This window comes from Echinicola pacifica DSM 19836, from assembly GCF_000373245.1.
Taxonomy (GTDB): domain Bacteria; phylum Bacteroidota; class Bacteroidia; order Cytophagales; family Cyclobacteriaceae; genus Echinicola; species Echinicola pacifica.
Window position 1 is genome coordinate 486857 of the sequence record NZ_KB890754.1, and the last position, 25367, is coordinate 512223.

14 protein-coding genes and 2 tRNA genes are annotated in these 25367 nt (G+C 42.6%); 14 read left to right on the forward strand and 2 right to left on the reverse strand.

Translation table 11 applies throughout. The features are described 5' to 3' along the window. Positions 1-234: 234 nt before the first annotated feature. Positions 235-1578, reverse strand: coding sequence for a PhoPQ-activated pathogenicity-related family protein (locus B050_RS0115965; protein ID WP_018474951.1), 1344 nt, complete (start codon positions 1576-1578; stop codon positions 235-237). A gap of 127 nt (positions 1579-1705) precedes the next feature. On the opposite strand from B050_RS0115965, the gene B050_RS0115970 reads away from it, so the two are divergent. Together B050_RS0115970 and B050_RS0115975 are read left to right on the forward strand one after the other, a co-directional pair. Beyond that, positions 1706-3034, forward strand: a complete 1329-nt coding sequence (locus B050_RS0115970; RefSeq protein WP_157492835.1) for a purple acid phosphatase family protein — start codon at positions 1706-1708, stop codon at positions 3032-3034. A 170-nt stretch (positions 3035-3204) separates the two neighbouring features. Continuing rightward, positions 3205-4077, forward strand: a complete 873-nt coding sequence (locus B050_RS0115975) for a glycerophosphodiester phosphodiesterase family protein (protein WP_018474953.1) — start codon at positions 3205-3207, stop codon at positions 4075-4077. A gap of 31 nt (positions 4078-4108) precedes the next feature. On the opposite strand, the gene B050_RS0115980 is transcribed toward B050_RS0115975, so the two are convergent. Continuing rightward, positions 4109-8176 (reverse strand): hybrid sensor histidine kinase/response regulator transcription factor, encoded by a 4068-nt coding sequence (locus B050_RS0115980; RefSeq protein WP_018474954.1) that lies wholly within the window; start codon positions 8174-8176, stop codon positions 4109-4111. Between the two features lie 202 nt (positions 8177-8378). On the opposite strand from B050_RS0115980, the gene B050_RS0115985 reads away from it, so the two are divergent. The 12 genes from B050_RS0115985 to B050_RS0116045 all read left to right on the forward strand — a co-directional run bounded on the left by B050_RS0115985 (position 8379) and on the right by B050_RS0116045 (position 24558). Then, on the forward strand, positions 8379-11477 hold the full coding sequence (locus B050_RS0115985) for a SusC/RagA family TonB-linked outer membrane protein (RefSeq protein ID WP_044202654.1): 3099 nt from the start codon (positions 8379-8381) through the stop codon (positions 11475-11477). A gap of 11 nt (positions 11478-11488) precedes the next feature. Next, on the forward strand, positions 11489-13189 hold the full coding sequence (locus B050_RS0115990) for a RagB/SusD family nutrient uptake outer membrane protein (RefSeq protein ID WP_018474956.1): 1701 nt from the start codon (positions 11489-11491) through the stop codon (positions 13187-13189). Between the two features lie 108 nt (positions 13190-13297). Next, positions 13298-14854, forward strand: coding sequence for a glycoside hydrolase (locus B050_RS0115995; protein ID WP_229802458.1), 1557 nt, complete (start codon positions 13298-13300; stop codon positions 14852-14854). A 242-nt stretch (positions 14855-15096) separates the two neighbouring features. After that, positions 15097-16944 (forward strand): hypothetical protein, encoded by a 1848-nt coding sequence (locus B050_RS0116005; protein WP_018474959.1) that lies wholly within the window; start codon positions 15097-15099, stop codon positions 16942-16944. 235 nt (positions 16945-17179) lie between these two features. Beyond that, positions 17180-17268, forward strand: a tRNA-Ser gene (locus tag B050_RS0116010). Between the two features lie 104 nt (positions 17269-17372). Continuing rightward, positions 17373-17447: transfer RNA gene (locus tag B050_RS0116015), tRNA-Pro, on the forward strand. A gap of 164 nt (positions 17448-17611) precedes the next feature. Next, positions 17612-17971, forward strand: a complete 360-nt coding sequence (locus B050_RS0116020; RefSeq protein ID WP_018474960.1) for an ISAon1 family transposase N-terminal region protein — start codon at positions 17612-17614, stop codon at positions 17969-17971. A gap of 1196 nt (positions 17972-19167) precedes the next feature. Further along, the gene (locus tag B050_RS23275; protein WP_083923292.1) at positions 19168-19281 is read left to right on the forward strand and encodes a tyrosine-type recombinase/integrase; all 114 of its coding nucleotides are present in this window, start codon (positions 19168-19170) and stop codon (positions 19279-19281) included. 173 nt (positions 19282-19454) lie between these two features. Beyond that, positions 19455-19655: a hypothetical protein gene (locus tag B050_RS0116030; RefSeq protein ID WP_018474962.1), complete on the forward strand. Its 201-nt coding sequence runs from the start codon at positions 19455-19457 to the stop codon at positions 19653-19655. Between the two features lie 6 nt (positions 19656-19661). Next, positions 19662-20654: a hypothetical protein gene (locus B050_RS0116035; RefSeq protein ID WP_018474963.1), complete on the forward strand. Its 993-nt coding sequence runs from the start codon at positions 19662-19664 to the stop codon at positions 20652-20654. Positions 20655-20676: 22 nt separating this feature from the next. Continuing rightward, positions 20677-22815 (forward strand): hypothetical protein, encoded by a 2139-nt coding sequence (locus B050_RS0116040; RefSeq protein WP_018474964.1) that lies wholly within the window; start codon positions 20677-20679, stop codon positions 22813-22815. 171 nt (positions 22816-22986) lie between these two features. After that, on the forward strand, positions 22987-24558 hold the full coding sequence (locus B050_RS0116045) for a DUF262 domain-containing protein (protein WP_018474965.1): 1572 nt from the start codon (positions 22987-22989) through the stop codon (positions 24556-24558). The last annotated feature ends 809 nt before the right edge of the window (positions 24559-25367 follow it).

The window sequence follows — 25367 nt, forward strand, 5'->3', positions numbered from 1 at the left end:
ACTCCAAAAGATAATAATACACCAGAACCCCCTTTAGGGGGCAGGGGGTAGTTAAACACCCCAGCCAAACTCGCTAAAGTAGAGGCGCTAAAAAAATCTAGTCCCGGTATGGATTTACGCATTAAATAAACCTATAACGGGACTAGTCTCACTTTTATGAAAAGGAGTGTTTTTGGATTCGGAGATCTATTGGCCTTGCAAGGCGATTTCCACTAATTGGCAGAAGAATCTACCTTATAAGACGAGGCCATTTGAGTCGCAGCGGTACATCTTGCTGGAGATATAATATTTTTGGCCCGAAGGGCTGCTATAATAAATGGCGAGATAAAAGCTCTTCTGCCCAGTGACTGGAAGGCTGATCGTGGCGCTATCACCAGAAATCACAGTGGAAGTCCACTCTTCATCTCGGAAATCCCAGTCCTCTTCAGAGTCGGCTTGCCAAAGCTCAATTTTTGGTGCTTTGGCCGTTTGATCGTGGATACTTATTTGCAGCTGAGAGCTGCCTTGCTCAGTGACGCTAGTCTGAAAAGAGGGGAGCGGCATCTGCAGGCATTGGTATTCCAAAAAAGCAGCCAAGGCATATAAGGCGATCTTGCCATTCCCCAGATCATGCCCCACATTGGGGATATATACCAGGTCATTGTCTCCGGGAATATCATCCCAATAGTTCTTTGCGGCATCCACTGGCCAGTAGGGATCATTGGTGCCCACGAATACCAGCTTAGGCATTCCCAGCTGGCTCTTATACGAGTAAGGATCCACCATACTGATGGTGGCTTTGCCCTTGCCGGTATTGGAATTTTGGGGAATTCCTAAATCGACATAGTCCTGGATTTCCGGGCTATAATCTTTCCACATTTCTATCTGATACTGTAGGCTCACGGGCATATTCAGCACATCGATCACCATAGGGGCTATGGCATTTACCCGTTTATCCTGACTTCCGGTGAGCCAGGTAGTCCAGCCTCTTTTGGAGAGACCTGTGAGCAGGAATTTGCTGACGGGCTGTTGCAACTGCTTCTGGGAAAAATCCTGCACCGCATCCATGGCTTTTTCCACGGATTTTACCATTGGAAATAAGAGGGGCCAGGTTTCATCCCCTGTTTCCTGGAATTGATGCAGGGTATAGGAGATGATTTCATCTTCCACTAATCCCCCAAATATGGGTTGGTTGGGCACCTGAAACAAGGTGGCCACAATGGTGTTTTTTTCGGTGGCAATTCTTCCCATGGCTTTGACGATGCCATCGTCCTTGTCCCGATAATGAGGCTTACCATTTTCCTCCGTTCTCCCGCCTCCTATATATAGTAAGGCCTGATCATACTTTATGTTTTTTGGGGCCAAAACCACCAATCGATGTTGCCAGGTATAGCCCTTCCATTCCTGGGATGTAAGGAGAAGTTCATACTGCGTCAGCTTGCCCGACTCTAGGGTGTTGACCAGTTCGTATTCGTAATCGCCCGTCGTAGAAGCCAAATAATTACTTAAGGCAGTGGACTGGCTGCGGGCGCTGGTGGCGATCATCAGGAATAATCCAGCAAGGAGTATTCTAATTGAAATGTTTTGGGATGTCTTCATAATTAATTAATAAATAAACAATAGCCTTTTTGCAAAAGGGCAAGTCATATAGGTGAATATTGTGGGGAAAAAATGATATTCAAATTTAATTCATTTAATCACAAAGTCAATAAATTTTACTTAAAAAATGTGTATTAAATACCTAAAAATCAGCATTATAACTACGGTTGTATTGTTGGGTGAGATAGGCTTGTCCCATGCTCAGAAAACCGCCGAACCCTTGGTGCCTATTGCCAAACAACATCTACGTCCTAGCCAGATGCCGGACCGGATTATCATCAATCTGCAGGAGAATCCACTGAATGACATCGGTATCAATTGGCGGACATCCTTAGAAGTGGCGCAGTCCTATGTGGAATATGCCCCAGCCTCCGATGGGCCAGGTTTTGAACCTGGGGTGAAGTCCCTCCCGGCGGAAGGGGCAGTGATCGAGACCCAGCAGGATGAAGAGCCTGTGACCGAAGCTCGGTACCATTCTGTGAGTCTGCGAGGCTTGGAGCCTGGACAGATGTATATGTATAGGGTGGGCCAAAACCAGGAATGGTCCGAATGGTTTCAATTCCAGATGCCAAAAGCTGAATCTCCAGTGCGGCTATTATATTTTGGCGATGTCCAAAATGACGTGGTGAGCCAATGGAGCCGCGTCATCAGAGAGGCTTATTTCCAACTTCCAAAGCCTGATTTTATGCTGTATGCCGGCGACCTGATCAACCACGAAGAGGCCGACCTGGAATGGGGGGATTGGTTTGCGGCTGGGGGATTTATCCATGCCTCGGTGCCCTCCATGATGACTCCCGGCAATCACGAATATGCCAAACCTGTAAGGCTGTCAAAACACTGGCAGGCACAGTTTAACCTTCCCACAAATGGCCCCAAAGGCCTGGAAGAAATGGTCTACGAGGTTAACTTTCCGGAGGTCAAAATCATCAGCCTTGATGCTGAGCAGATCGATGAAATCCCCGAGCAGCGCATGGCTCAGGTGAAATGGCTTAGGGGAATTCTGGAAAATAATCCTAGGAAATGGACCTTGATCACCTTTCACTATCCTATATATAGCACCAAGCCAAACCGCAATAATGAGGACATGCAGGAGTTTATTCAGCCCTTATTGGAGGAATTTAACGTGGACCTGGTCCTGCAAGGACATGATCATGCCTATGCTAGAGGACGTGTGCTAGTGAAGGATGGAAAGGAAACCTATGGGGAAGGCCCCATGTATGTGGTGTCTGTAAGTGGTCCCAAAATGTATGATCTGGCGGATGATCCTTGGATGGATAGGAAGGCCTTTGGTACGCAGCTCTTTCAGTGGATAGAGATCGAGGACGATACCCTGATTTTCAAGGCATTGACTGCCACAGGAGAATTATATGATGCCTTTACCCTCAGCAAGTCCTCCAATGGATCCAATATACTAAGCAACCATATTCCGGATAGCCCTGAGCGACTGGAAGAATAAGGTGCTGGTCACTATACCAATCGAGAAGAATTCGGCTTTGGTGCATATCTGAGACTCTAATCACTAGGTTCATTGGTTTCGAGCCTGAGCGGATCACCTGATGTCTATTTACTTTCGAAAGAAGTAGCTCAATTTTGCCCGACAGGGCGAAAAAAAATAAACGAAAAAAAATGAATACGAATTCAACTTCAGCGCCTATCAATAGGAGAACAAAAGGCTTTTATCGACTCTATTTTTTGATGATACTTTTCCTTTCCCAGCCCGCCATGGCGCAGGTGGAGGGGATAAGGGACCGATTTTTAAATAATAATGAACTGATGGTGGCAGCCCATCGAGCTGCGCATCAGAAATATCCCGAAAATAGTCTAAAATCCATAGAGGAGGCGATTAGGCTGGGAGTGGACCTGGTGGAACTGGACATCCGGGTAACCAGGGATGGCCTGCCCATCCTTATGCATGATGATAGCATTGATCGGACTACGAATGGAAGTGGCCTGGTGGAGGAGCTGACCTATGAAAAGATCAATTCATTCTATTTATTATATAATGGGGAGCCTGGCAGCGAGAAGGTACCGACCCTGGAGGAGGCTTTTCGGGTGTGTAAAGGCCGTATCATGGTGGATATGGATATGAAAACCGATCAGGTGGAGGCCGTGGTAGAGGTGGTGAAAGCCATGGGAATTACAGATCACCTGCTGTTTTTTGATTCGGACTGGAAGGTGCTTCAGAATATAAAGCAACAGCTTCCAAGGGCTTATCTGATGCCGAGGGCTTATAAAACTAAGCATATCAAGAAGGCTTATAAAAAGCTCAGGCCTGAGGCCATTCATATTGACCAGGGATTTTATACCCCCAAAACCATCAAGCAGGCCAATAAATATGGGATGAGAATCTGGATCAATTCTCTCGGTGACCGCGACCGCCAGATCAGCAGCAGTCCAGAGCCCCAAAAGGATCTGCAATGGATCCAGCAGGGAGCAAATATGGTCCAGACGGACTTTCCGGAATATTGGCTAAGCATACAGTCTAAAATGAACAAATAGCCGCTGCAGAGGAGATCGCTTTTCTAGCGGATCAGTTCATCGGGTCGGAAGGAAGCCTTCCAAACTGCTCTTTAAAGTGTTTGCGGAAGTATTTGCTGCTGCTAAATCCCACCTCAAAAGCGGCTTCAGATACTAAATAGCCTTTTTCTCTGATAAGATGATCCGCATAATCCAATTTTACCTTGCGGGTATATTGATTAATATTCTGACCTGTGATCGCCTTGAGTTTTCGGAATAAGGAGGTTCTGCTCATTCCCATCAGGGCGCATAGCGATTCCACATCGGTATTCTGAAGGGCCAGCTGGGAGACGATATGCGTGTGCAGAGTTTTTAGAAATTCCTTTTCCTGATTGATGGCCGAGGTTTGCTGTTCGGAAAAGCCCTGCTGTATGGGCTCCTTACCGAGGTAATACTCCCTGAGCCTAGCCTGGGTCTGCAGCAGGTTATTGATTCTGGAAAGCAGGATTTGCCCATTAAAAGGTTTGGTGAGGTAGTCATCCGCCCCTTGAGCATAGCCGCTGGTGATGCTGTCCACGCTGTCCTTAGCCGAGAGCAGGATGACGGGGATATGAGTGGTGGCGGTTTTAGTCTTCAGCTCTCCGCATAGATCGATCCCATTTTTTTCTGGCATCATGATATCTGATAGGATTAGATCGGGGACGAATTGGATGGCCTTATCGAGTCCTATCTGGCCATTTTCTGCAAAAATCAGATCATAATCACCTTCCAGCAGGCTTTGGAGGTAGTTTAATATTTGTGGATTATCGTCGATGATGAGCAGCGTTCGCCGGCTGGTGTTCAGGTCCAAATTGGCAATGGGCATCCTTGTGGTCGGAAGTGTAATGGGTGCCGACCAAGGCGAAGAAATCTCCTTATACTGCCCTGGTTCCTCGCTGGATGGAGGCTGGGGAGAGGGTAGGTGATCCGGCAGTAGGATCACAAAAGAGCAGCCTTCATTGGCTTTGCTACTGAGGCGTATGCTGCCTTGGTGATCCTCCACCAAGCGTTTGGTAAGTGCCAGGCCGATTCCTGTTCCTTTATTTTTGGCCCCTTGACCTGCCTGATAGTACCAGTTGAAGATTTTGTCCTGGTCGGACTCAGGGATGCCTGGGCCATTATCCTTCACCTCTATCGATATCTCCCCATCAGTAGTTTGCAGGATCACCTGCACCTCATCCTGTGGGCGGCAGTACTTTAGGGCGTTGGACAGCAGGTTATTGATGATTATATGAAGTTTTTCCAGGTCCACCATAGCGTAAATATCCTCCTTGGGAAAGCTTCCTGTAAGCTGGATTTTTTGGTGCTTTGCCAGGCTGGCATATTCTTCCAGCCACTGACTGAGGGCCTTGGTGATATTATAGGACTGCAGGTTTAGCTGATCTATATGCAGCTCGCTTTTCCTAAACTCCAGGAGTTTGGTGATCATATCCAGGAGGTATTTAGCATTGGTTTCTATCAGGCTGAGGCTCTTTTTTTCTTCTGGGGACCTCACCTTAGCCAGCAGATCCTCCACGGGAGCGATGATCAGGGTGAGGGGAGTTTTGAGTTCATGCGAAAAGCCGGTAAAAAATCGCGCTCTTTCCTCATTGATCTCATGTTCCAGTTGTCTTTGTTTTTGCTCAAACAGGAGTGAGTTCTTTAGCTTTAGGCGGTCGGTATAGTATTTTAATCCAATATAAATCAGCCCAACGATCAGCAAAATATACAAGAGGTATGCGGGCCAGGTCTTCCAGAATGGCGGGGTAATGATCAGGGTCAGTTGCCTTTCGCTGATATTAGAGGAGGTAGAAAAAGCCCTCACCTTGAGGGTATATCTGCCAGGGGGCACATTACTGAAATTGGCCATACCGGACTGCTGTGTGGGGATCCACTGATCATGATAGGGCTCCAGAAGGTAGCTGTATTGGATATTATCCCCTTTGGGGAATTTTAATGCGACAAATTCCAGGGAGAACAAGCGTTGATTATAGGGTAAGGACAGGGCCTCGGAAAAGGCGATGCTTCTTTGGTCCAAATATTCCATCTTGAGGCTGTCGGATTCAGGAGCTCCGGGAAGGTTCAGGTGGGTAAAGACAAGGGGGTAGGGACTTTCTTTGTTTACCAGTTCTTGGGGAGAGAATATATTAAGGCCTTTATTACCGCCGAGGTAGATTCTACCATCTGGTCCTGTAATAGCTGCACCGATATTAAATTCACTTTGCTGGACATTATTGAAGCCGTTGAGGGTTTTTATCTGCTTGGTTTTGGGATTAAAGCTGCTGATTCCCTTAAATGTCCCCAGCCACACATTGCCTTCATTATCCTTGGTGATGCTATTGATGGTATTATTGCTCAGGCCCTCTTCCACAGTAAATACTGAGAGTTGTCTGGTCTCCGGATGTAGCTGCAGCAGACCTTCGAAGCGTGTACCAGCGAGTATATCTCCGTTGTCCAGGATATCTATGCTAAAAAGCACATTGGTTGGGAATCCTTCGACCGTGGATTCATTGAAATAAACAGTATTTCCCGTGAGGTAATTGTACTGGATAATGCCCTCCCCGTAAGTGGCCAGAAATAGGTTGCCATATTCATCTTCGGTGATTCCCCGGATATCGACCTTCCCTAATTGTTTTACATAATCAAAATTATCTATAGGTGGGTGATAGCGGTACAGGCCCCCACGATTGGTGCCCACCCAGATTTGGCCGGTTTGGTCTTCATGGATCACCCGGACATCATTTCCATCCGCCTGACTGCCCTGTAGATAATGTTTAAATTGCCCTGTCTTGGTTTGAAGGCGGTTTAATCCTCCTTGGTAGGTGCCCACCCAGAGTCGGTGCTGGCTGTCTTCCAGCAGAGAGATGATATAGTTATTGGAGAGGCTATGGGGCTGGTCCTTGGTATGTGAGAAGTTTCGAATGATGCCCTTCCGGGGATGAAGCAGGTCCAGCCCACCACCATCCGTGCCGATCCAGATGCTGCTGTCCTGAGCCATGGCCAGAGAACCTATCCGATCATGAGAAAGCGTATGGGACTGGCTGAGATTTCTCTGTAGGAGGAGTATGGGATCCCCTTTGGTATTCACGATATTGAGGCCAGTGCTTGTTCCTATCCACATATTCCCATCTTTGGCGTATTTCAGCGCAGAGACCGTACGATTATACACGCTCGAGCCATCGGAGGCTGGGGTAAACCAGCTTATCTTAGGGAATTCAGAGGTTTTTATACTGCCAATATCAATGATCGATAGCCCGCCATTTCTTGTGCCCACCCATATATTCCCCTCGTCATCTTCCTCAAAACACAGGATATTGGAGTCGCTAAGGCCTCGCTCAGGGACTTCTGCTTTCTGGATATTTATTTTTTTGCCTGAGGGCAATAAGATATCCAGGCCTTCCTGAGCCCCCACCCACAGGTTACCTTCTGAGTCAATATCCAAGGCTTGGACGCCACGATTTATCCCATGATAAGAAGGGGAGTTTTCCATCGTTTGAAGATTTATCTTGGTCAGGCCAAGATCATTTGACCCTATATATAAAAGGGAGTCTCCCTGAAATACCAAGCTGGTGATTTCCTTTGCACTTAGGCCTTGGGGCTGTTTCTGGCTGGCATGGAATGGGGCCTTCGACTGGTCACTGGCCTCGAATAGTCGGACTCCTTCTCCATAGAAGGCCACCGCCAAGCTTCCAGAAGGGCTGAAGGCGGCGAAGCTAACATCCTTGCGAGGAAAGGGGCTCGGTGCTGCCTGATGCGCAAAGGTGCCCGAAAGCTGATCATATGCCGTAAGCCCGGCACTGGTAGCCATAAGCATCTGCTGGTTTGGAGACTGCAGGAGCTGCTGGATGAAGTTATGGGCCGGGCCTTTGGAGGGAAATCGATTGCTCTTAGGATATACAATAAAACTCTTTCCATCATATCGGTTGAGTCCTTCCAAGGTGCCGATCCAGATAAATCCCAGTGAATCCTGCTCGATGCTATTGATATAATTATGGGACAATCCCGATTCTATATCCATTAAAAAGAAACGGAGCTGCCTGGTATGGATCTGCCCCATACTATAGAAAGGAAGGTAAGCAAAGCAGAGGCAAAGTAGGAAAAGATAGGTTCGGTAGGGTTTCATTTAGTACGCATAGGGTATTGAATACGCAAAATTGTCAAAAATACCCGAATTAGCCAATTTTGGCCAATTTATACCCTATAGATTGCTGATTTGTACCCCTGGAAGCGGGTGGATTTACACGAATATTGTTGAAGGTATTAAGGTGCTCTATAGACGAGGGCCTTGGTAATAAATAAAATAGTTAACCTAAACCTAAAGTAACATGCCCGTACGATTACCCTTTAGGGTTTGGTTATATTGCTTAGCTTTTTTGGCAAGTATTATGACCGCCTCCCATGCTTATGGCCAAGCGCAACAAATAAAAGGCCGTGTTTTGGATGAAAATGGATATGGCCTTCCTGGCGCCTCCATACTTTTATTAGGCTCATCCAATGGTACCGTCACCGACCTTGATGGTAACTTCTCTCTCAATCTTAATGGGGCTCAAAGCCCCGTATTAAAGGTTTCCTTTATTGGTTATCAAGCTCAGGAAATCCCTGTGGACAATAGGACCTCCATAGAGGTGGCTCTCCAGCCAGACTTGCAATCTCTCAATGAGGTGGTGGTCGTGGGATATGGTGAGCAAAAGAAAGCTACCCTGACGGGATCGGTTTCTCAGGTGGAGGGGCGTGAGCTCCAAAATAGCCCTCAGCCCAATGTATCCAACTCACTTTCGGGAAGATTCTCGGGAATTATTGCCAATAACCGCGGTGGCGAACCGGGCTATGATGGCTCCTCTATATCCATTAGGGGACTTGCCACCACTGGCAATAATGATGTGCTGGTGGTCATCGATGGTGTGCCAGGCCAGATTGGTGGACTCGAAAGACTCAACCCCAATGATATAGAAAGTGTATCGGTCCTGAAGGATGCTTCTGCCGCTATATATGGCTCCAGAGCCGCCAATGGGGTGATATTGGTCACCACCAAACGAGGAAAAGAAGGCAAACCTACCGTTTCGTATAGTTTTAATCAAGGGTTTTCTTCTCCTACCAGACTGCCAGAGATGGCGGATGCCCCTACCTATGCGCAGATCAGAAACGAGATTTCTTACTATAATAACCCCCAGGGAGGACTAAACCAGGTCTATTCCGAGGATGAGATTAATCAGTTCGGCAATGGCACTGATCCTATCAACTATCCGAATACCGACTGGGCGGCGGCAGCACTGAATAATGTGGCGCTGCAAAGCCAGCATAACTTAAGTGTCAGAGGCGGCTCGGAAGCAGTGAGTTATTTCGTCTCTTTGGGCAAAACAGGACAGGATGGGCTGTATAAAGACGGTGCCACGAGGTACGATCAATACAGCTTCCGCTCCAATATAGACGCTGATATCACCGATCGATTGACGGTGGGGCTTTCCCTGGCGGGAAGAAAAGAAGACCGTCAGTTTCCCACCAGAAGTGCGGGTGACATCTTCAGGGGAATCTATAGAGCATATCCCACCCAGGTGGCCGTCTATCCAAATGGGCTTCCTTCCACAGGAATCGAAAATGATAACCCTGTGGTGATGGGAACCGATGCCGGTGGACTGACCCAAAACCCCAAATACGTCTTCAACGGCATCTTGCGAGGAAGCTACGACCTGGCTTTTGTGGAAGGACTATCCGTGGATGGCTTCTTCTCCGTGGATGAAAGCTCAAATAGAAATAGGACCTTCAGCACTCCCTATACCTTATACAATTATGACAATGCCTCAGACCGCTATAATCCCGTGGTGGTAGGCGGTGGCCCTGATCAGGAGCCGACACTTTCTGAGGAGCATTATAGCCAGTCTATGACGGTGTCTAATATCAAGCTGAACTACAAACAATATCATGGCGATCACTATATCGATGCTTTTGTGGGCTATGAGCAAAGTAGTAACCAAACGCATACGCTGGGTGCTTCCCGCTTGCATTTCCCCACCACAGAGACGCCGGAATTGTCCCAAGGCGGAGCCGCAGCATCGGATTATGACAACTGGGGCAGCAGCTATAATTATACCCGTAAAAGCTATATAGGCAAGGCGGGATATAACTATAAAGAAAAATACCTCGCAGAATTACAGATGAGGGTGGATGGATCCTCAAATTTCCCCGCTGGCGAAAGATTCGGCTTCTTCCCGTCTATCTCTGCTGGCTATAGAATCTCCGAGGAAGCATGGTTTCGGGACAAGGTCAGCTTCTTTGACGACCTGAAATTCAGAGCTTCCTATGGAAAACTGGGAAATGACAATGTCGGTCAATTCCAATATTATGATAATTATTCCTTCAATAATAGGTATCTCCTCGGTGATCAGGTGGTAACAGGCATAGACCTTACCCGACTGGGCAATCCAAATATCACCTGGGAGGTGGCCACCAAAACAGATGTGGGATTCAATGCCGTATGGCTGCAAAAATTTACCACTGAGTTTATCTATTTCCGCCAGGATAGGACCAAGATCCTTACCACTCGAAATGCCTCCGTGCCGGGTTCCTCCGGAATTGTAAACCCCTATGATGCCACCAGTCTGGTGCCCGACGAAAATATCGGAGAGGTCAAAAGCCACGGCTTTGAGACCACAGTAGGATACCAAAACCAAGATAATGCCTTTACTTATGGCATTTCGGGAAATTTCACCTTCGCCAAAAATGAACTGGTCTATAAGGATGAAGCTCCAGGGCTGCTCGATTACCAAAGAGAAACTGGGCGCTCCCTAAACACTTACCTGCTATATAATGCAATAGGCATCTTCAGGACCACCGAGGAATTGGATAATTATCCTCATGTGCCAGGAGCGCAGTTGGGAGACCTGATCTATGAGGATTATAATGGGGATGGACAGATCACAGCAGATGATATGGTACGCTCTGAATATGGCAATATCCCACAGATCACCTATGGTCTTACCATGCAGGCGGGGTATAAAAACTGGGACTTTGCAGCGGTAATTTCCGGGCAGTCTCAGGTGAACCAATATGTGCTTCCAGAGTCAGGAACAGTGGGGAACTACTATAGCAGCTGGGCAGATAACCGATGGAGTCCTGATACTCCGGAAGGATCCTATCCACGGGTGAGCGAGCGCTCTTCTTCCGCCATCAGTGGTGGGCTATACCGTAATAATTTTTGGTTGAACAATTCTTCCTTCGCCAGATTAAAGAATGTGCAGATTGGCTATACCGTACCAGAAACGGTATTGAAAAAATACAATATTGGTAGTGTCAGAATATATGCCAATGCCTTCAACCTACTTACTATCACAGGGGTGAAAGATTACGATCCTGAGGGATCAAGTGAAAGTGGGCAGTTTTATCCACAGCAGAAGATCATAAACCTGGGTGTAAACATTCAATTTTAATTCCGTACACAATGAATAAAAATATAATAATCAAACCATTTTTGGGAGTCATGATGCTCGGATCCATGATGATGGGTTGCAAGGAAGACTTCCTGGAAATAGTACCGACAGACCGGGTTTCTGATGCCTCCATCTTATCAGATTCCACCTTATTTGAAGCCTTCGTCATCAATCGATACCTGGGTATAAGGCTGACCAATAAAGAAGGCGATGGTAATCTCCCCGGTTTTGGGAGAGGCTTCGAATATGCCATGTGGAGCTCCTTGACGGATGAGTCCATTTATAATAATGATGATAATACCTGGTTCATTCAGCAGGGACAGCTGTCCCCGGAGAATACCGGCATTGCAGGGACATTCTGGGGAAGGTCTTACCGCAGTATCCGGGAGTGCAACTATGCCTTGGCGAATATAGATCAGTTGGACATGAGCCAAACGGGCAAAAACCGGTTGATCGCAGAGCTGAGGTTTATACGGGCTTTCAGGTACCAGGATCTGGTGCGTAATTACGGTGATATCGTCCTTATGGGCGATCGTGTGGCAGAGCTTGGGGATGATTTCACCGATCTTAGCTTCTATGAGAAAACCGATAAGCAGGAAGTTATCGCCTATATTATTGACGAGCTGGATAGGGCCGCTTCAGGCTTACCCCAGACCAATGATGGGGTATGGAAGGAAGGCCGTGCCACGAGAGGAGCGGCGCTAGCGCTGAAATCCCGACTGGCTCTATATGCCGCCAGCCCCCTCTATACCGATGGGCAGAATGATACCGAAAGATGGGCTGCCGCAGCCCAGGCTGCTCAGGAGGTCATGGACCTGCAGCTGTATTCCATCTATCAGGGAGGCTATAGTGAGGTGTTTCTTACCCCGAATAGCAATCCGGAAATCATATTTGCCCGCTATTATAATATCAATTCCCGTCACACAGCTTTGGAAATTGCAAATGGCCCGAACGGCTACGATGGCTGGGCAGGAAATGTTCCCTTACAGAATCTGGTAGATGACTATGAGATGATGGATGGTAGTGCATTCGATTGGGATAATGAGGCGCATGCTGCGAGCCCCTACGAAAACCGGGATCCACGATTCTATGCCTCTATTCTATACAATGGTGCTGAATACCGCGACCGTGCGGTGGAAACTTTTACCCCGGGAGGGAAGGATAGCCAGGATGGCCCAGCCAACTGGAATACCAGTAAAAGCGGCTATTACCTGAAGAAATTCATCAATGAGGAGCTGCCCATTCGGAATCCCTGGGAGGTAGCAGGAACTCAAAACTGGATCTATTTCAGGTATGCGGAGATCTTGCTAAACTATGCCGAAGCGCAGAATGAGGCCGTGGGCCCTGATGCCAGCGTATATCAGGCGATCAACGATATCCGCAGCCGCTCAGGGGTGGAGATGCCACCATTAGCCCCTGGCCTGAGCCAGGACCAAATGAGGGATAAGATCCGTCATGAACGGAGGATAGAGATGGCTTTTGAGGAGCATAGATATTATGATGTGAGAAGATGGATGATCGCTGAGGAGACAGAGAATCAGCCGGCCTATGGGATTGTGATCACCAAAGCCAATGACGGAAGCCTCAGCTATACCCGTAAATTGGCGCTTACTGGTAAGAGCTTCAGTCCACGACACTATTGGCTGCCGATTCCGCGAGCAGAAATCTTAGCGTCTGACAATCAGCTGGAGCAAAACCCGGGATATAATTAAGAATACCTATTAAATTCTATACCCACTTTTCTGGTCGGAATGATCCTTTTAGGATAAATTCCGATCAGAATCGTTTTTTAATTGACACGTAATGATAATTCTATTTAGATGATGAAATTAAAGACTTTTGCTGCCCTGCTGGTAATGACAGCGTGTTATTCCTGCCAAAATTCCGCCAAGGAGGGGCAGGATACTCAGCCTGCCAGTGAGGAGATTTCTGTTCGGATAAATACCTCAAAAAAATACCAGGAAATCGATCATTTTGGAGCCTCAGATGCCTGGTCCACGCAGTTTGTGGGCACTTGGCCGGAGGCTAAAAGAAATGGCATTGCCGAACTGCTGTTTAGCCAGGAGGAAGACCAAGAGGGAAATCCCAAAGGAATAGGCTTGTCTTTGTGGCGATTCAATATTGGCGCGGGAAGCGCCGAACAAGGGGAGGAAAGCGATATCAAGGATGAATGGCGTCGTGCCGAATCATTTCTGGAAGCAGATGGAAGTTATAACTGGGACCGCCAGGCGGGCCAGGTATGGTTTGCCAGCAAGGCCCGGGAGCTGGGAGTGGAGCATCTATTATTATTTCCCAATAGCCCACCGGTAAATTTCACCAAGAATGGGAAAGCCTATGCTACCAATGGAGAAAGCAACCTTGATCCAAAGCACTTTGATGCTTTTGGGGAATATATGGTGCAAGTCATACGGGGGCTTCGGAACAAAGGCCTTGAGGTGGATTATATAAGTCCTGTAAACGAGCCCCAGTGGGATTGGTCGGATGCGGGACAGGAAGGTACCCCTTTCTTTAATAGCGATATTGCAGGCATCGCACGGTCCTTAAATAAGGCCTTGGAAGAGGCCGCGCTGAGCACGAAAATTGATATTGCGGAAGCGGCCAAAATCGATTATCTCTATAAAGAGGCCGATAAACCGGGAAGAGGTAGCCAGGTGCAGGCCTTTTTTGACCCTGCCTCAGCCGATTATATCGGCGATCTGTCTCATATGGGCAAGGCCATTTCTGGGCATAGCTATTTTACTACTTCCCCTTTTCAGAAGGCCGTCAGCCAGAGGGAAGAGCTCCATGCCGCGGTGGCAGCCGTGGAGGGATTGAAGTACTGGATGAGCGAATACTGCATCCTTGGGGATAATGGAGGTGAGATCAATGGCAATGGGCGAGACCTGGGAATCGATCCTGCTCTATACATGGCAAAGGTCATCCATAATGACCTGACCATCGCCAATGCAAGCGCCTGGCACTGGTGGGTGGCGGTGTCCCCCTATGATTATAAGGATGGCCTGGTCTATATCGACCACCAGAAAGAGGATGGAAATTACTATGAGAGTAAGATGCTATGGGCTTTAGGTAATTATTCCAAATTTATACGGCCGGGATTTCATAGGATGGAAGCGAGTACTTCTGGCAGCTCCTCCCAGACCCCGGACATCTTAGCCTCCGCTTTCCAGGATAGCCAAAGCAATTCCTCAGTAATCGTTCTTGTAAATTTGGGGATAAAAGAAGCAAGCATCTCCTTGGATATAAATGGAGAACTACTTAAAAATGGTAAAATTTACCTTACCGATAAAGAGCATGATTTGGAGCCAGTAGTATGGACAAACAGCGATCATTTGAAGCTTCCAGCGAGGTCGATAGCGACTATTGTCACCGAAGAATAGCCCTTTAGGGCATGGAAGTTTTATGAATAATGGGTTTATTATGACCAAAAAGCTACTTGCAATGCAGGTAGCTTTTTTTAGTTACTGGCTGGGGGACTCCCTTTTATTTGATCTCATAGACTGGGCTTTTTTGGCTGATGGCTTATGTTTTTTATGATTTTAATCATGTAATTTTCACCATTTAGATCAGTCTTTATCTTTTAGACCTTGGGTATCTTTACCTCATCATAAAATACACTATTATGGAGAGCAATACATCACTTACCGCCCAGAAAGATCAAAAGCCACATTCTTTTCACATCCCTGTCTTAGGCTTGGGATATAGCATAGACAGCCCACTGAAAGTTGCCCGATTTGGGATAGACTCTGTGGTCTCCATCATGGAAGATGCCTTGATCGAGAATATGCGCAAAATTCATAGCCGCAAAAATGGCATACCCTATTTACCCATTTTGGAAACGGAGCCTGATGCGCGGGCAAAGAGAATTACCGCCTATCTCAATCTCCTTCAGACCCTGGTGGATCAGCAATTTAATCAGATTCTCTCCAGTGATTTTGATGAGGAAGGATCAGAGATCAATAAGTATTTTGAAATGCTACAGCCAGGCCATCCGCTGACGGTCGAGTATGAATCGATGAAGGTCAGCAGTGGCGAAGAAAGACTAGTGAAGCAAGTAAACCTAATCAATAAAATGAAGCCTGGCGTCATCGATGTCAATATCATGACGAAGGTGGATAAGCCAAATTTCGCCAGAGATGGCCGTCCTATGCCGGCTGAATTTTCGGATGCTCTGGCGGCGTTGAGGGGCTTTGCTGACAGCCGTTTACAATCCTCCGTGGTATTCTCTGCGGGGATCAATCCTAGCTTATATGGGTATTTGGAGCATTTCAAGGTGTTTTATCCCGATTCTCAAGGGAAAATCGCCAAGAAGGTGATTCTGAAAGTAAGTGATTATAGGTCTGCCCTTATTCAAGGACGGTTCCTGGCCAAGAAGGGGATATGGATCAGTGAGTTTAGAGTGGAGTCAGGCCTGAACTGTGGAGGTCATGCTTTCGCCTCCAATGGACAGCTATTAGGGCCTATACTGGAGGAGTTTCGGGAAAAGAGAGAGGAGCTAAGAGACACCCTATGGCAGCTGTGTCAGGAGACCTTGGCCAGCCAAAACAAGTCCCCTTTAGCGGCTGATATAAGCATTAAAATTACCGCACAGGGCGGGATCGGCACAGCATGGGAAAATCAACTGCTGATGGACCATTATAAGCTCGATGGCACAGGCTGGGGCAGTCCCTTCCTTTTGGTGCCAGAAGCCACCTCAGTGGATCAGGATACCTTAGAGCAGATCATCAATGCCCGTGAGGAGGATTTTTTCCTTAGTAATGCCTCCCCCTTAGGAGTTCCTTTCAATAACCTCCGCAGCAGCTCGGGAGAGAAGCAGCGTCTGGAGAGGATCCAAAAAGGCCGACCAGGAAGTCCTTGTTATAAAAAAGTGCTGTCCACCAATACGGAATTTACCGATCAAGCCATCTGCACCTCCTCCCGGCAATACATGCACCTGAAGTTAAAGCAGCTAGACGAGGCAGGGGAGGGAGCCACCAAAGAAAGAGCAGATCTATTGGCGAAGGACTGCTTATGTGAAGGGCTGGGCGCATCGGCCATTATCGCCAATGGAGATCAGCCAGATCGCAATTTGAATGCGGTGACCATCTGCCCGGGGCCTAACCTGGCGTATTTTAAGAGGCTCTATTCGCTTCAGGAAATGGTGGGAAACATCTATGGTAGGTATAAGATCAATCTTAGCGTAGAGAGGCCCAATTTCTTTATCAAGGAGCTCCAGCTGAATATTGATTTTCTATTGGATCAGTTTGGAGACTATAAACCCGCTCAGGGAACCAAGGTGGTGAAGGAGATGCGTAAGTCCATGGATAACCTGCAGCAGGGGATCAAGTATTATTTGGATAAGGCGGAGGATTTTAATTTTGATTCCCAGGGAGAGCTTAGCCGATTCAAAACTGGCTTGGATCAAGCATGGAATAAATTAGCCGAAAAGATCAGCCCGTTTTTTGATCAAATGGCAGAAGTCAAGGCCTAAAGGCAGCGTAGAGGGGAGAAATGATTGATAATATAGAAAATTTATTAATTGATGCACAGATAGTTAGATAAGAAGAGGCTGAGAAGGTAAAAAAATACATGAAAAATGGTATTTAAGGTTTGCGAAAGTGTCGAAATATCAGTTATATTTGCAACGCAATAGGGGGAAACAATAGGTTAATATTGCTTCTTTTGCAGCCCATAAATAGCGGATCATAACGATGATTTGCAAAAACAGAGAGTTGGGTGAGTGGCTTAAACCAGCAGTTTGCTAAACTGTCGTACGCGTAATAGTGTACCGGGGGTTCGAATCCCCCACTCTCTACAAAAGGATTCAAAAGAATCCTTTTTTTAATGTTAAGCCAGAAGGGTTATAAAGAGGCAGGAAGCTGCTGATCGCTAATCATAAAGGCCAATACCATTAAAACACGGGGTGTAGCGTAGCCCGGTCATCGCGCCTGCTTTGGGAGCAGGAGGTCGCAGGTTCGAATCCTGCCACCCCGACTTTTTAACATATTAAAATATGTTATTTGAAAGGTAATTATATGTAAATCATATGGTTACCTTTTTTTTTATGCATTATTTTACCACCATTGCCACCATTTTAAGGATCAGTCCTAAAAGTCGGGGGATTGGGTTGACATGATTTTTTTTGTTAAAAAAAGAAAATGGACGGGAAGGAAATTTCAAGGTTAGTTTTACCAGCAGGTATGCTAGATTATTTCAATATCACATCTTCAGAGTTTAAAGATGATAGCTCCTTTATTTATTTAAAGGAGCAGAACATTCAACCTGAGCATCTTCAAGGAGCTAAGCTTACCTCCAAAGGCTTCTATGATGAGGTGAGTATTCAAGATTTCCCTGTTCGTGGAAAAGCGTGTTTCCTTAAAATAAAGAGAAGGAAATGGCTTAATGAAGATACGGGAAAGAACGTCAGCAGAGACTGGAACATGGTAGCAAATGGCACGCGAATGACAGAGGAATTNGCGCTTTTTTTAAAACGGGACGAATGGACTCAACTCCTGTAAGCTGTNAAAGTCTAGCTGACAACTTTCATTTAAATGGAAAAGTACTTGAGCATNAGTATGTTTTTCACTTAAGTAACTTNATGAGCTGGGATCAGCGTTCTCACGCCAAAGANTGGATTCTATTTCCTGAAAATGTAGGAACCCATCTGAGTATTGATGAAACAGCCCTCTCTCAAGGAGAANTGTATANTGTAGTAACTAATAAAGCAGCTAAGGGAAAGAAGGGCAGCTTGGTGGCAATGATAAAGGGAACGAATAGTGAAGTTGTAAAAGCTATACTCGGTCAACTATCTGAAGAACAGTGAAGTAGGAATAAAGACGTGCAGAATTTTATAGTTCACTTACCACACCTCCGTTTCCCATTGTCCAAAGGAACAAGATCCGCATCGGGACGCTTGGCATATAGACTCTCTCTTTTTATATAAGCTTTTTCCGGGCCGCATCTTGATAGGCTAGGGACCAAAGGGAATCGCTAAAGGCACTATGGGAAGTAAAGGAAAATTGAATACTTATGAGGTATTTTAAAGCTGATGAAGACCTATGCAATGGACATGGGATATCCGGTTTTGGTACAAATGAAAGGAGGAAAGCACAAAGGATATAATAAGTAATGGTTTTTCTATCCTACAGAGATAGAGCTGTTGCTTCTGGAGATAGGATCGATTTCAGGAAAGGTCCTTGCATAATAATATGTAATTAAATATATTGTTGTGCAATAATTGATGGTCGGATGTTATTGTTATTACCAGATATAGGATGCGTGAAGTGAAATTGACATTGTTTACTGCAGGTGAAGAGGCGCGCATCACCATTAATTTTGCCAATGAAGATTCCGTTCGGTTACACCTGAGACAACTTCCCGATGTAAAGTAGTGTTCACAAAAGCAAACTTTTTAAATCGAGGACTTGGGACTTAATAAAAGAAAAATATTTAACCATTAAAGGAAAATAAATTGCTAGGTGGATTATAGTGGTCTGAAAGGTAAGGCACCGTTAAAAATCATTGAAAAGCCCATTTGCTTTCCGGAATTGGACAGACCTCAGTAGGAGGATATCCATAAGTTCAAAAAATGGTTGCGGCAGAGGAGATTGAGCGAAAACAACCAATACCTATGGTGAAGTGATAACCTTTTTTTTGTGAGGCACGCTAAATTAAAGAATACCGATGACATGAGTAAACGGCTGATGGCACCGACATCAGGTATATACAAGAGTTACTGGGGCATATCAGCCCCAAAACCACCATGATCTACACCCATGTATCGACCAATAGTTTAAGTAGAATAAAAAATCCTTACGACAATATTTAAATTAAGAATTAAATTGAATTCTTATATAGTAAATAAAAAGTGAAAAATAATAGTGATAAATTAAACCGTAACTTCCGCATATCACGCCAGATTGGTGGGATATAAGACGGAATGTTCCGCATATAAACAAGTTAGCGGCAAGCTGAAGAAAAACCCTAACAAAAAAGAAAAATATGGCTGAATATAAAATGGAAGATATAAATATTGGAGATGGAGTTTATTTTAAGTTAGATTTTCAGACCAATTATGACTTGTATTGGACTGTCAAACCTAAATTTGATTCGACACTTGAAATAGAAGTAAACGAGATGGGCGCGAATGACAAAATATTTTTAAATATTAAAGACGTTTACGCAATCGAAAAAAGAACTTAATCACAAATGGATAAACTACTCTACTTCCCTTATATTAATTTACCCAAAACAGATTGGACTGTAAGAACTTTACTTTATTACGATAATATCAGTTCTATTGTTCCTCAAGAATATTTTTATTCACCAGAAAGGAATTATGAACCCTTTATGCTTGAATTGGTAAGAAGTGAGCTAGTAATTCCAATTAATCCAATTGAAGTTTTAGAAAAACCTTGGGAAGTTTCTAAACCATTCATAAAGTTTTTAGAAAAAAATGAAAAACGATTATTAAAGAAAAGAGAAAACTTCATTTTAGGTCGTAGAGGCAAAATACATGTCGGAAAATTCTTTTTTGCAAGAATACACGTAGACAAATTTGATGGAGAAATATTTTATCAGCTTGAACAGTTAGGACTTGCAGAAAGAGATAATGGACAATGGTATTCAGTAGAAAAGAACACGGCTAATCATTTAATGAACTATTTAGCTACTATAATAAGCACAAAATTAGAAATGCGTCCTACTACAGACAATTTTAAAAAAAGATATTACAGTTATAAAGATATTGTTGAAAATAAAAAAAGACAAACAATATTATCCAATTTAATTCCATTTCCTGATGAAATTGATTTGAATAAAATTCGCAGGTTTAAAGACAAACATAATGAACTTTTAAAAGCTTTTAAAAACAGGATTGAACAACTTGTTTTGGATGAAAACTTAATAAACGGAACGGATTTATTTAAACTTAAAATAGAGGAATTAACTATAAGAAAAGATGAACTTTCGGCAAAAATGAACGAAAGTCAAATCAACAATATAATTTTCGGTTCAGTTTGTGGAATAATTGGTGCCGTTCAAGGATTAAAAACAGCTGAGACAACAGGAGCACTAATTGGAGTTCTTCCTGGATTTGTAAGTGCAGTCCATTCAGCACTAAAAGTTGAAAAAGCAGAAAATTTATTTGACCAAAGTGGTATGAAATATTTAGCTTTAGTTGACAAAAGAATAAGGAGATAATTTCTACCAACAACAACTGACAATGAAATTTGAAAATAATACTTATATAAGTGGAGATAGTGTCTATTACGAAGGTGTGATTAGAGATGTAAAGCGCTCAAAAATTTCATTACAACCAGTCTATGAGGCTTTTACTAACTCACTCGAAGCAATTAGAATTAAAGAATCTCAAAAAGTTGATTTTAAAGGAAAAATTGAGGTTAAAATATTTTCAACACAAAATACTGACCAAAGCTTTACTTTTTCCAAACTTCAAATTATTGATAATGGTGTTGGTTTCAATGATAAAGAATTTAAAAGGTTTAATACGTATAAAGATTTCACCAAAGGATTTAAAAATCTAGGTTCTGGAAGAATTCAATTCACTCACTATTTTGATACAACCAAAGTAAAAAGCATATATCAAGATAATGGTAGTTTTAGAGAAAGAGAATTTTTCGTTTCAAAAAACAACGATTATCTAAAAAGAAATTCGATAACATATCATAAAGCTGACCGTGAAACAATTGAAGAATCGTCTCGTACAGTTTTAACATTTGAAGGTCTTTTGGACCAAACAAGAAACATTTATCATACACTAAATGATGTCAATTTAAAATATGCACTTTTAAAAAGATACATCCAATATTTTTGTCTAAATAAAGAGAACTTACCTGAAATAATAATAGAGCATTATGTGTTACTTGACAGAGAAGGCAAATCCACTATCTCAAAATCTGATATTCCAAAAATTGATAAAACCGATAATGTAAAAGTTCACTATTCAAAAATTTCAGATGATGCAAAAAACATTGTCAATACGGAAAAATTTGAAACGTTTACGGTAAACTCATTTAAATTGGATAAGTCATTTTTAAAGCAAAATGATTTAAAACTGACTAGTAAACACGAAGTAATTGAGAATTTCAAAATCAACTTGCTTTCTCTTGCAAAAGATGAAGTTATTGATAATAGTCATTTTCTTTTTTTAGTTTCTAGTGATTATTTAGATGACAAAGACACTAATGAAAGAGGGGAATTGGATATTCCAAATAATGATATATTCTCAAATGACCCAAATATTTTTCAAGAAGAAGTAATTATACTAGACGAGCTGGAAAATCAAATAAATGGTTCTATCTACAATTTGTATCCACAAATAGAAAAGATACAGGAAAAACGTCATTTAGATTTGAAGCATCTCAAAGAAATGTTTTTATTGCCAGAGGATATGGATTCTGAAATTGAAATTTCTATTAACGATAGTGATAAAAAAATACTAGAAAAATTCTATACAGCAGAAGCAAAGAAAAAAGCTGAATTAGATTCTAATTTAAAGGATAGCATAGACAGATTGAACTATTTAGATACTACGTCAGATGATTATTCAAACACATTAGATACTGAAATATATAGAATAGTTCGAGTAATTCCTCAACAAAATAAAGCTGAATTAACTCATTATGTTGCTCGTAGAAAACTTGTCCTTGAACTATTTTCATTAATATTAAACAAAAAATTAACTGTTCAAGAAGATGGTTCGAGAAACAAAGACGAAGCATTGTTGCATAATTTAATTTTTCAACAGAATACTACAACACCAGAAAAAAGTGACTTGTGGATTATAAACGAGGATTTCATATACTTTCAAGGTATTTCGGAATTTCAATTATCTGAGATTAAATTTAAAGGAGAAAATATTATCCGTGAAGACCTTTCCGCAGAAGAAAAGCACTTTATAACTTCAATTGGTGAAAAAAGACTTGATAAAAGACCAGATATTCTTTTATTTCCACAAGAAGAGAAATGTATAATAATTGAGTTCAAAAATCCAGATGTAAGCGTATCTCAGCATTTAAATCAAATAAACAATTATGCAACTCTGTTAAGAAATTTTTCAAAACCTGAAATGAAGTTAACCACGTTTTACGGATATCTAATTGGAGAAAAAATTGAACCAAACGACGTGAGAGCTTATGATGCTGATTTCAAAAACGCCTATAATTTTGATTATTTATTTAGACCATCTAAAACTATTGCTGGGATGTTTAGTAATGAAGGAAAAGATGGTTCGCTTTACACAGAGGTTGTTAAATATTCAACACTTCTCGATAGAGCAAAAAATCGGAATAACATATTCATTAAAAAACTGACCAATAACAAATCTGAATCATCAGATTGAACTGAATGAAATAAAAGCCAGCAAGTAACAATGTTTATAAAAAATAGGCGAAATAGTAATAAAATCAAGGGTTTAGACTCGTATCAAAATTTGTGCTTAACCGAAAGTTTTGTGCTTCGAAATCGCCTACTTTTCATATACTAACCGTTGGGCTTAATTTGAAAAAATATTATGGCAGAAACATTAACAATAGCAAAAGTAATAGAAAGGATAGGTTCTGGAGATATTAGAATACCTGCATTCCAAAGAAATTTTGTCTGGGAACCAGACCAAGTTGCTTTTCTTTTAGACAGTATCTATAAAGAATTTCCGATTGGAACAATCATTCTATGGAAAACAGACAAAAAATTGACGACTGAGAAAAATCTAGGATATTTTGAATTACCTGAGCCGCGAAAAGATTATCCAGTTAACTATGTGTTAGATGGTCAACAAAGATTAACAAGTCTTTTTAGCGTTTTTCAAACAACTTTAACACCAAATTCAAATGAATGGGTAGATATATACTTTGATTTGAAATCTAATGAATCCATACAAGAATCTGCCTTCTTAGCTTTAGACGATAATGAAGTTGATACTGAAAGGCATTTTCCTGTTTCAACTTTTTTTGACTCTGTAGAATATCGAAAAGCCACAAGTAGTTTAACACCAGAAAATCAAATAAAAATTGACCAAGTTCAACGTAGATTTCTCACATATATAATTCCAGACATTGTTTTTGAAACTGAAGATTTAAATAATGTTGCAATAGTTTTCGAAAGAATTAACCGAGCAGGAACAGAACTTAATGTTTTTGAGCTATTATCGGCTTGGAGTTGGTCTGAAAGTTTTGATTTGGTTGAAAAGTTTGATGAATTACAAGAAGAAATAGCAGAACACGGTTACGAGGACTTAACCAAAGATAGAGACCTTCAATTGAGAGTGACTGCTGGAATAATAAAAGGTAATACTTCACCAAAAACTGTTTTGGATTTGTCAGGTGATGAAATAAGAGCCAACTTTATTAAGATAAGAAATGGTATTATTGGAGCAATAGATTTTCTCAAAAGAGAACTTAACATTAAGCATTATAAAATGCTTCCTTTTCCAGGGATAATTGTTCCTTTAAGCGTTTTTTTTGCTACAACAAGAGCTGATGGTCTTAACTATACTTCTCTACAAAAGGATAAAATTTCTATTTGGTTCTGGCGGTCACTGTTTACTAGGCGTTTCTCAGCAGGTGTGAACGATAGGCAAGCCTTTGATATAAAAGAATTATTAAGCCTAAGAAATGATGAAAATTATGCATTCAAATTTCCTGAAACTGACATAAAATTTGATTTTGACAAAAGTAGTTTCTCTAGTAATAATGCAAATTCAAAAACGTTAATTTCAATGTTAAACACCATATCACCAAAATCATTGCTAAGTGGTGCTAAAATTGACTTAGACAAGGTATTAAAGAATGGCAGTAAGCACGAATATCATCACATATTTCCAAAAAAACATTTAGAGCGTTTAGGTCGCGAAAGAAAAGAAATTAATTGTCTTGCTAATTTTTGTTTTTTAACACGCTCAGACAACAACACCATAAGTGACAAATCCCCAAATGACTATGGCAAATTAATTTCAGACACTAGTAGAAGTGAATACTTAAAAAGCGCACTAATTCCAGAAGAATTTGACGAATTGGATTATGACGAGTTTTTAGAGAAAAGGGTTGCCAATTTAAAAGAATTAGCGGAAAAATTAATGAATAAATAAAAAACTAAGCCCAACAATGGCTATAAGTAATTGCTAGTTCTCGCCTACTTCTGAAAACCCTCGCGGATTTTCAGTTTGGTGTGTATTTGCAAGTTAAGTGCTAAACCACGCAACTACTCATAGCCGAGACCGTAGGCGTTCAGCTTAAAAAACACAAATGCAAACAAGAAGCAAGTTGATAATTGGAATTGCAGTTGGTTTCTTCCTTTTAGTCAACACAAGAGATTTATGGACAGATGACCTTGGCTTCTATGCCATTATTTTTTCCATTATTCTATTTCTGACGTTTATCGGGCTAACAATTATTTTGGTTATACAGCTCTTTTATGCCGGTAAAGAACGATTTAAAAAAAGAGAAAGAAATTTGACGGCTAGTGTTTTAGTCTTAGTTCTCATCTTGACAGTTTTCATGCCATTCGGGATTGTGAATTTTAAGAAATTTGAAAGTAAGGATATTTTAGTGGCTCAGAGAGAAGGTGTAGCAAATTGTACGGTTACCCTCAAACTTAAAGAAAACAACGGATTTACCTTTAGCAACATCTGCTTTGGCACATCGATGACTAAGGGGGAATTTACAATAGGTGGAGATACGATTTATTTTCAAAATACTAGATTGGGAAGGGGTGTAGAAAAGTTTTACGAATTCGGCATTCAAGAAAATGAAAATAGAATAATGCTTTTTTCTAATAANCAAGACACTGTAGGGTTACAGTTAAAAATTATAGGAAGCAAGTTGACTTACAAATCAATTAATGACTGACGAGACATATAATTTAATCTTAGGACTCTTGCTTATGTCTCTTGGAGTC

Excerpts from the sequence above, each read along its gene's own strand:
- B050_RS0115965 (WP_018474951.1), bottom strand. The coding sequence starts at position 1,578 with ATGAAGACATCCCAAAACATTTCAATTAGAATACTCCTTGCTGGATTA.
- B050_RS0115970 (WP_157492835.1), top strand. The coding sequence starts at position 1,706 with ATGTGTATTAAATACCTAAAAATCAGCATTATAACTACGGTTGTATTG.
- B050_RS0115975 (WP_018474953.1), top strand. The coding sequence starts at position 3,205 with ATGAATACGAATTCAACTTCAGCGCCTATCAATAGGAGAACAAAAGGC.
- B050_RS0115980 (WP_018474954.1), bottom strand. The coding sequence starts at position 8,176 with ATGAAACCCTACCGAACCTATCTTTTCCTACTTTGCCTCTGCTTTGCT.
- B050_RS0115985 (WP_044202654.1), top strand. The coding sequence starts at position 8,379 with ATGCCCGTACGATTACCCTTTAGGGTTTGGTTATATTGCTTAGCTTTT.
- B050_RS0115990 (WP_018474956.1), top strand. The coding sequence starts at position 11,489 with ATGAATAAAAATATAATAATCAAACCATTTTTGGGAGTCATGATGCTC.
- B050_RS0115995 (WP_229802458.1), top strand. The coding sequence starts at position 13,298 with ATGATGAAATTAAAGACTTTTGCTGCCCTGCTGGTAATGACAGCGTGT.
- B050_RS0116005 (WP_018474959.1), top strand. The coding sequence starts at position 15,097 with ATGGAGAGCAATACATCACTTACCGCCCAGAAAGATCAAAAGCCACAT.
- B050_RS0116030 (WP_018474962.1), top strand. The coding sequence starts at position 19,455 with ATGGCTGAATATAAAATGGAAGATATAAATATTGGAGATGGAGTTTAT.
- B050_RS0116035 (WP_018474963.1), top strand. The coding sequence starts at position 19,662 with ATGGATAAACTACTCTACTTCCCTTATATTAATTTACCCAAAACAGAT.
- B050_RS0116040 (WP_018474964.1), top strand. The coding sequence starts at position 20,677 with ATGAAATTTGAAAATAATACTTATATAAGTGGAGATAGTGTCTATTAC.
- B050_RS0116045 (WP_018474965.1), top strand. The coding sequence starts at position 22,987 with ATGGCAGAAACATTAACAATAGCAAAAGTAATAGAAAGGATAGGTTCT.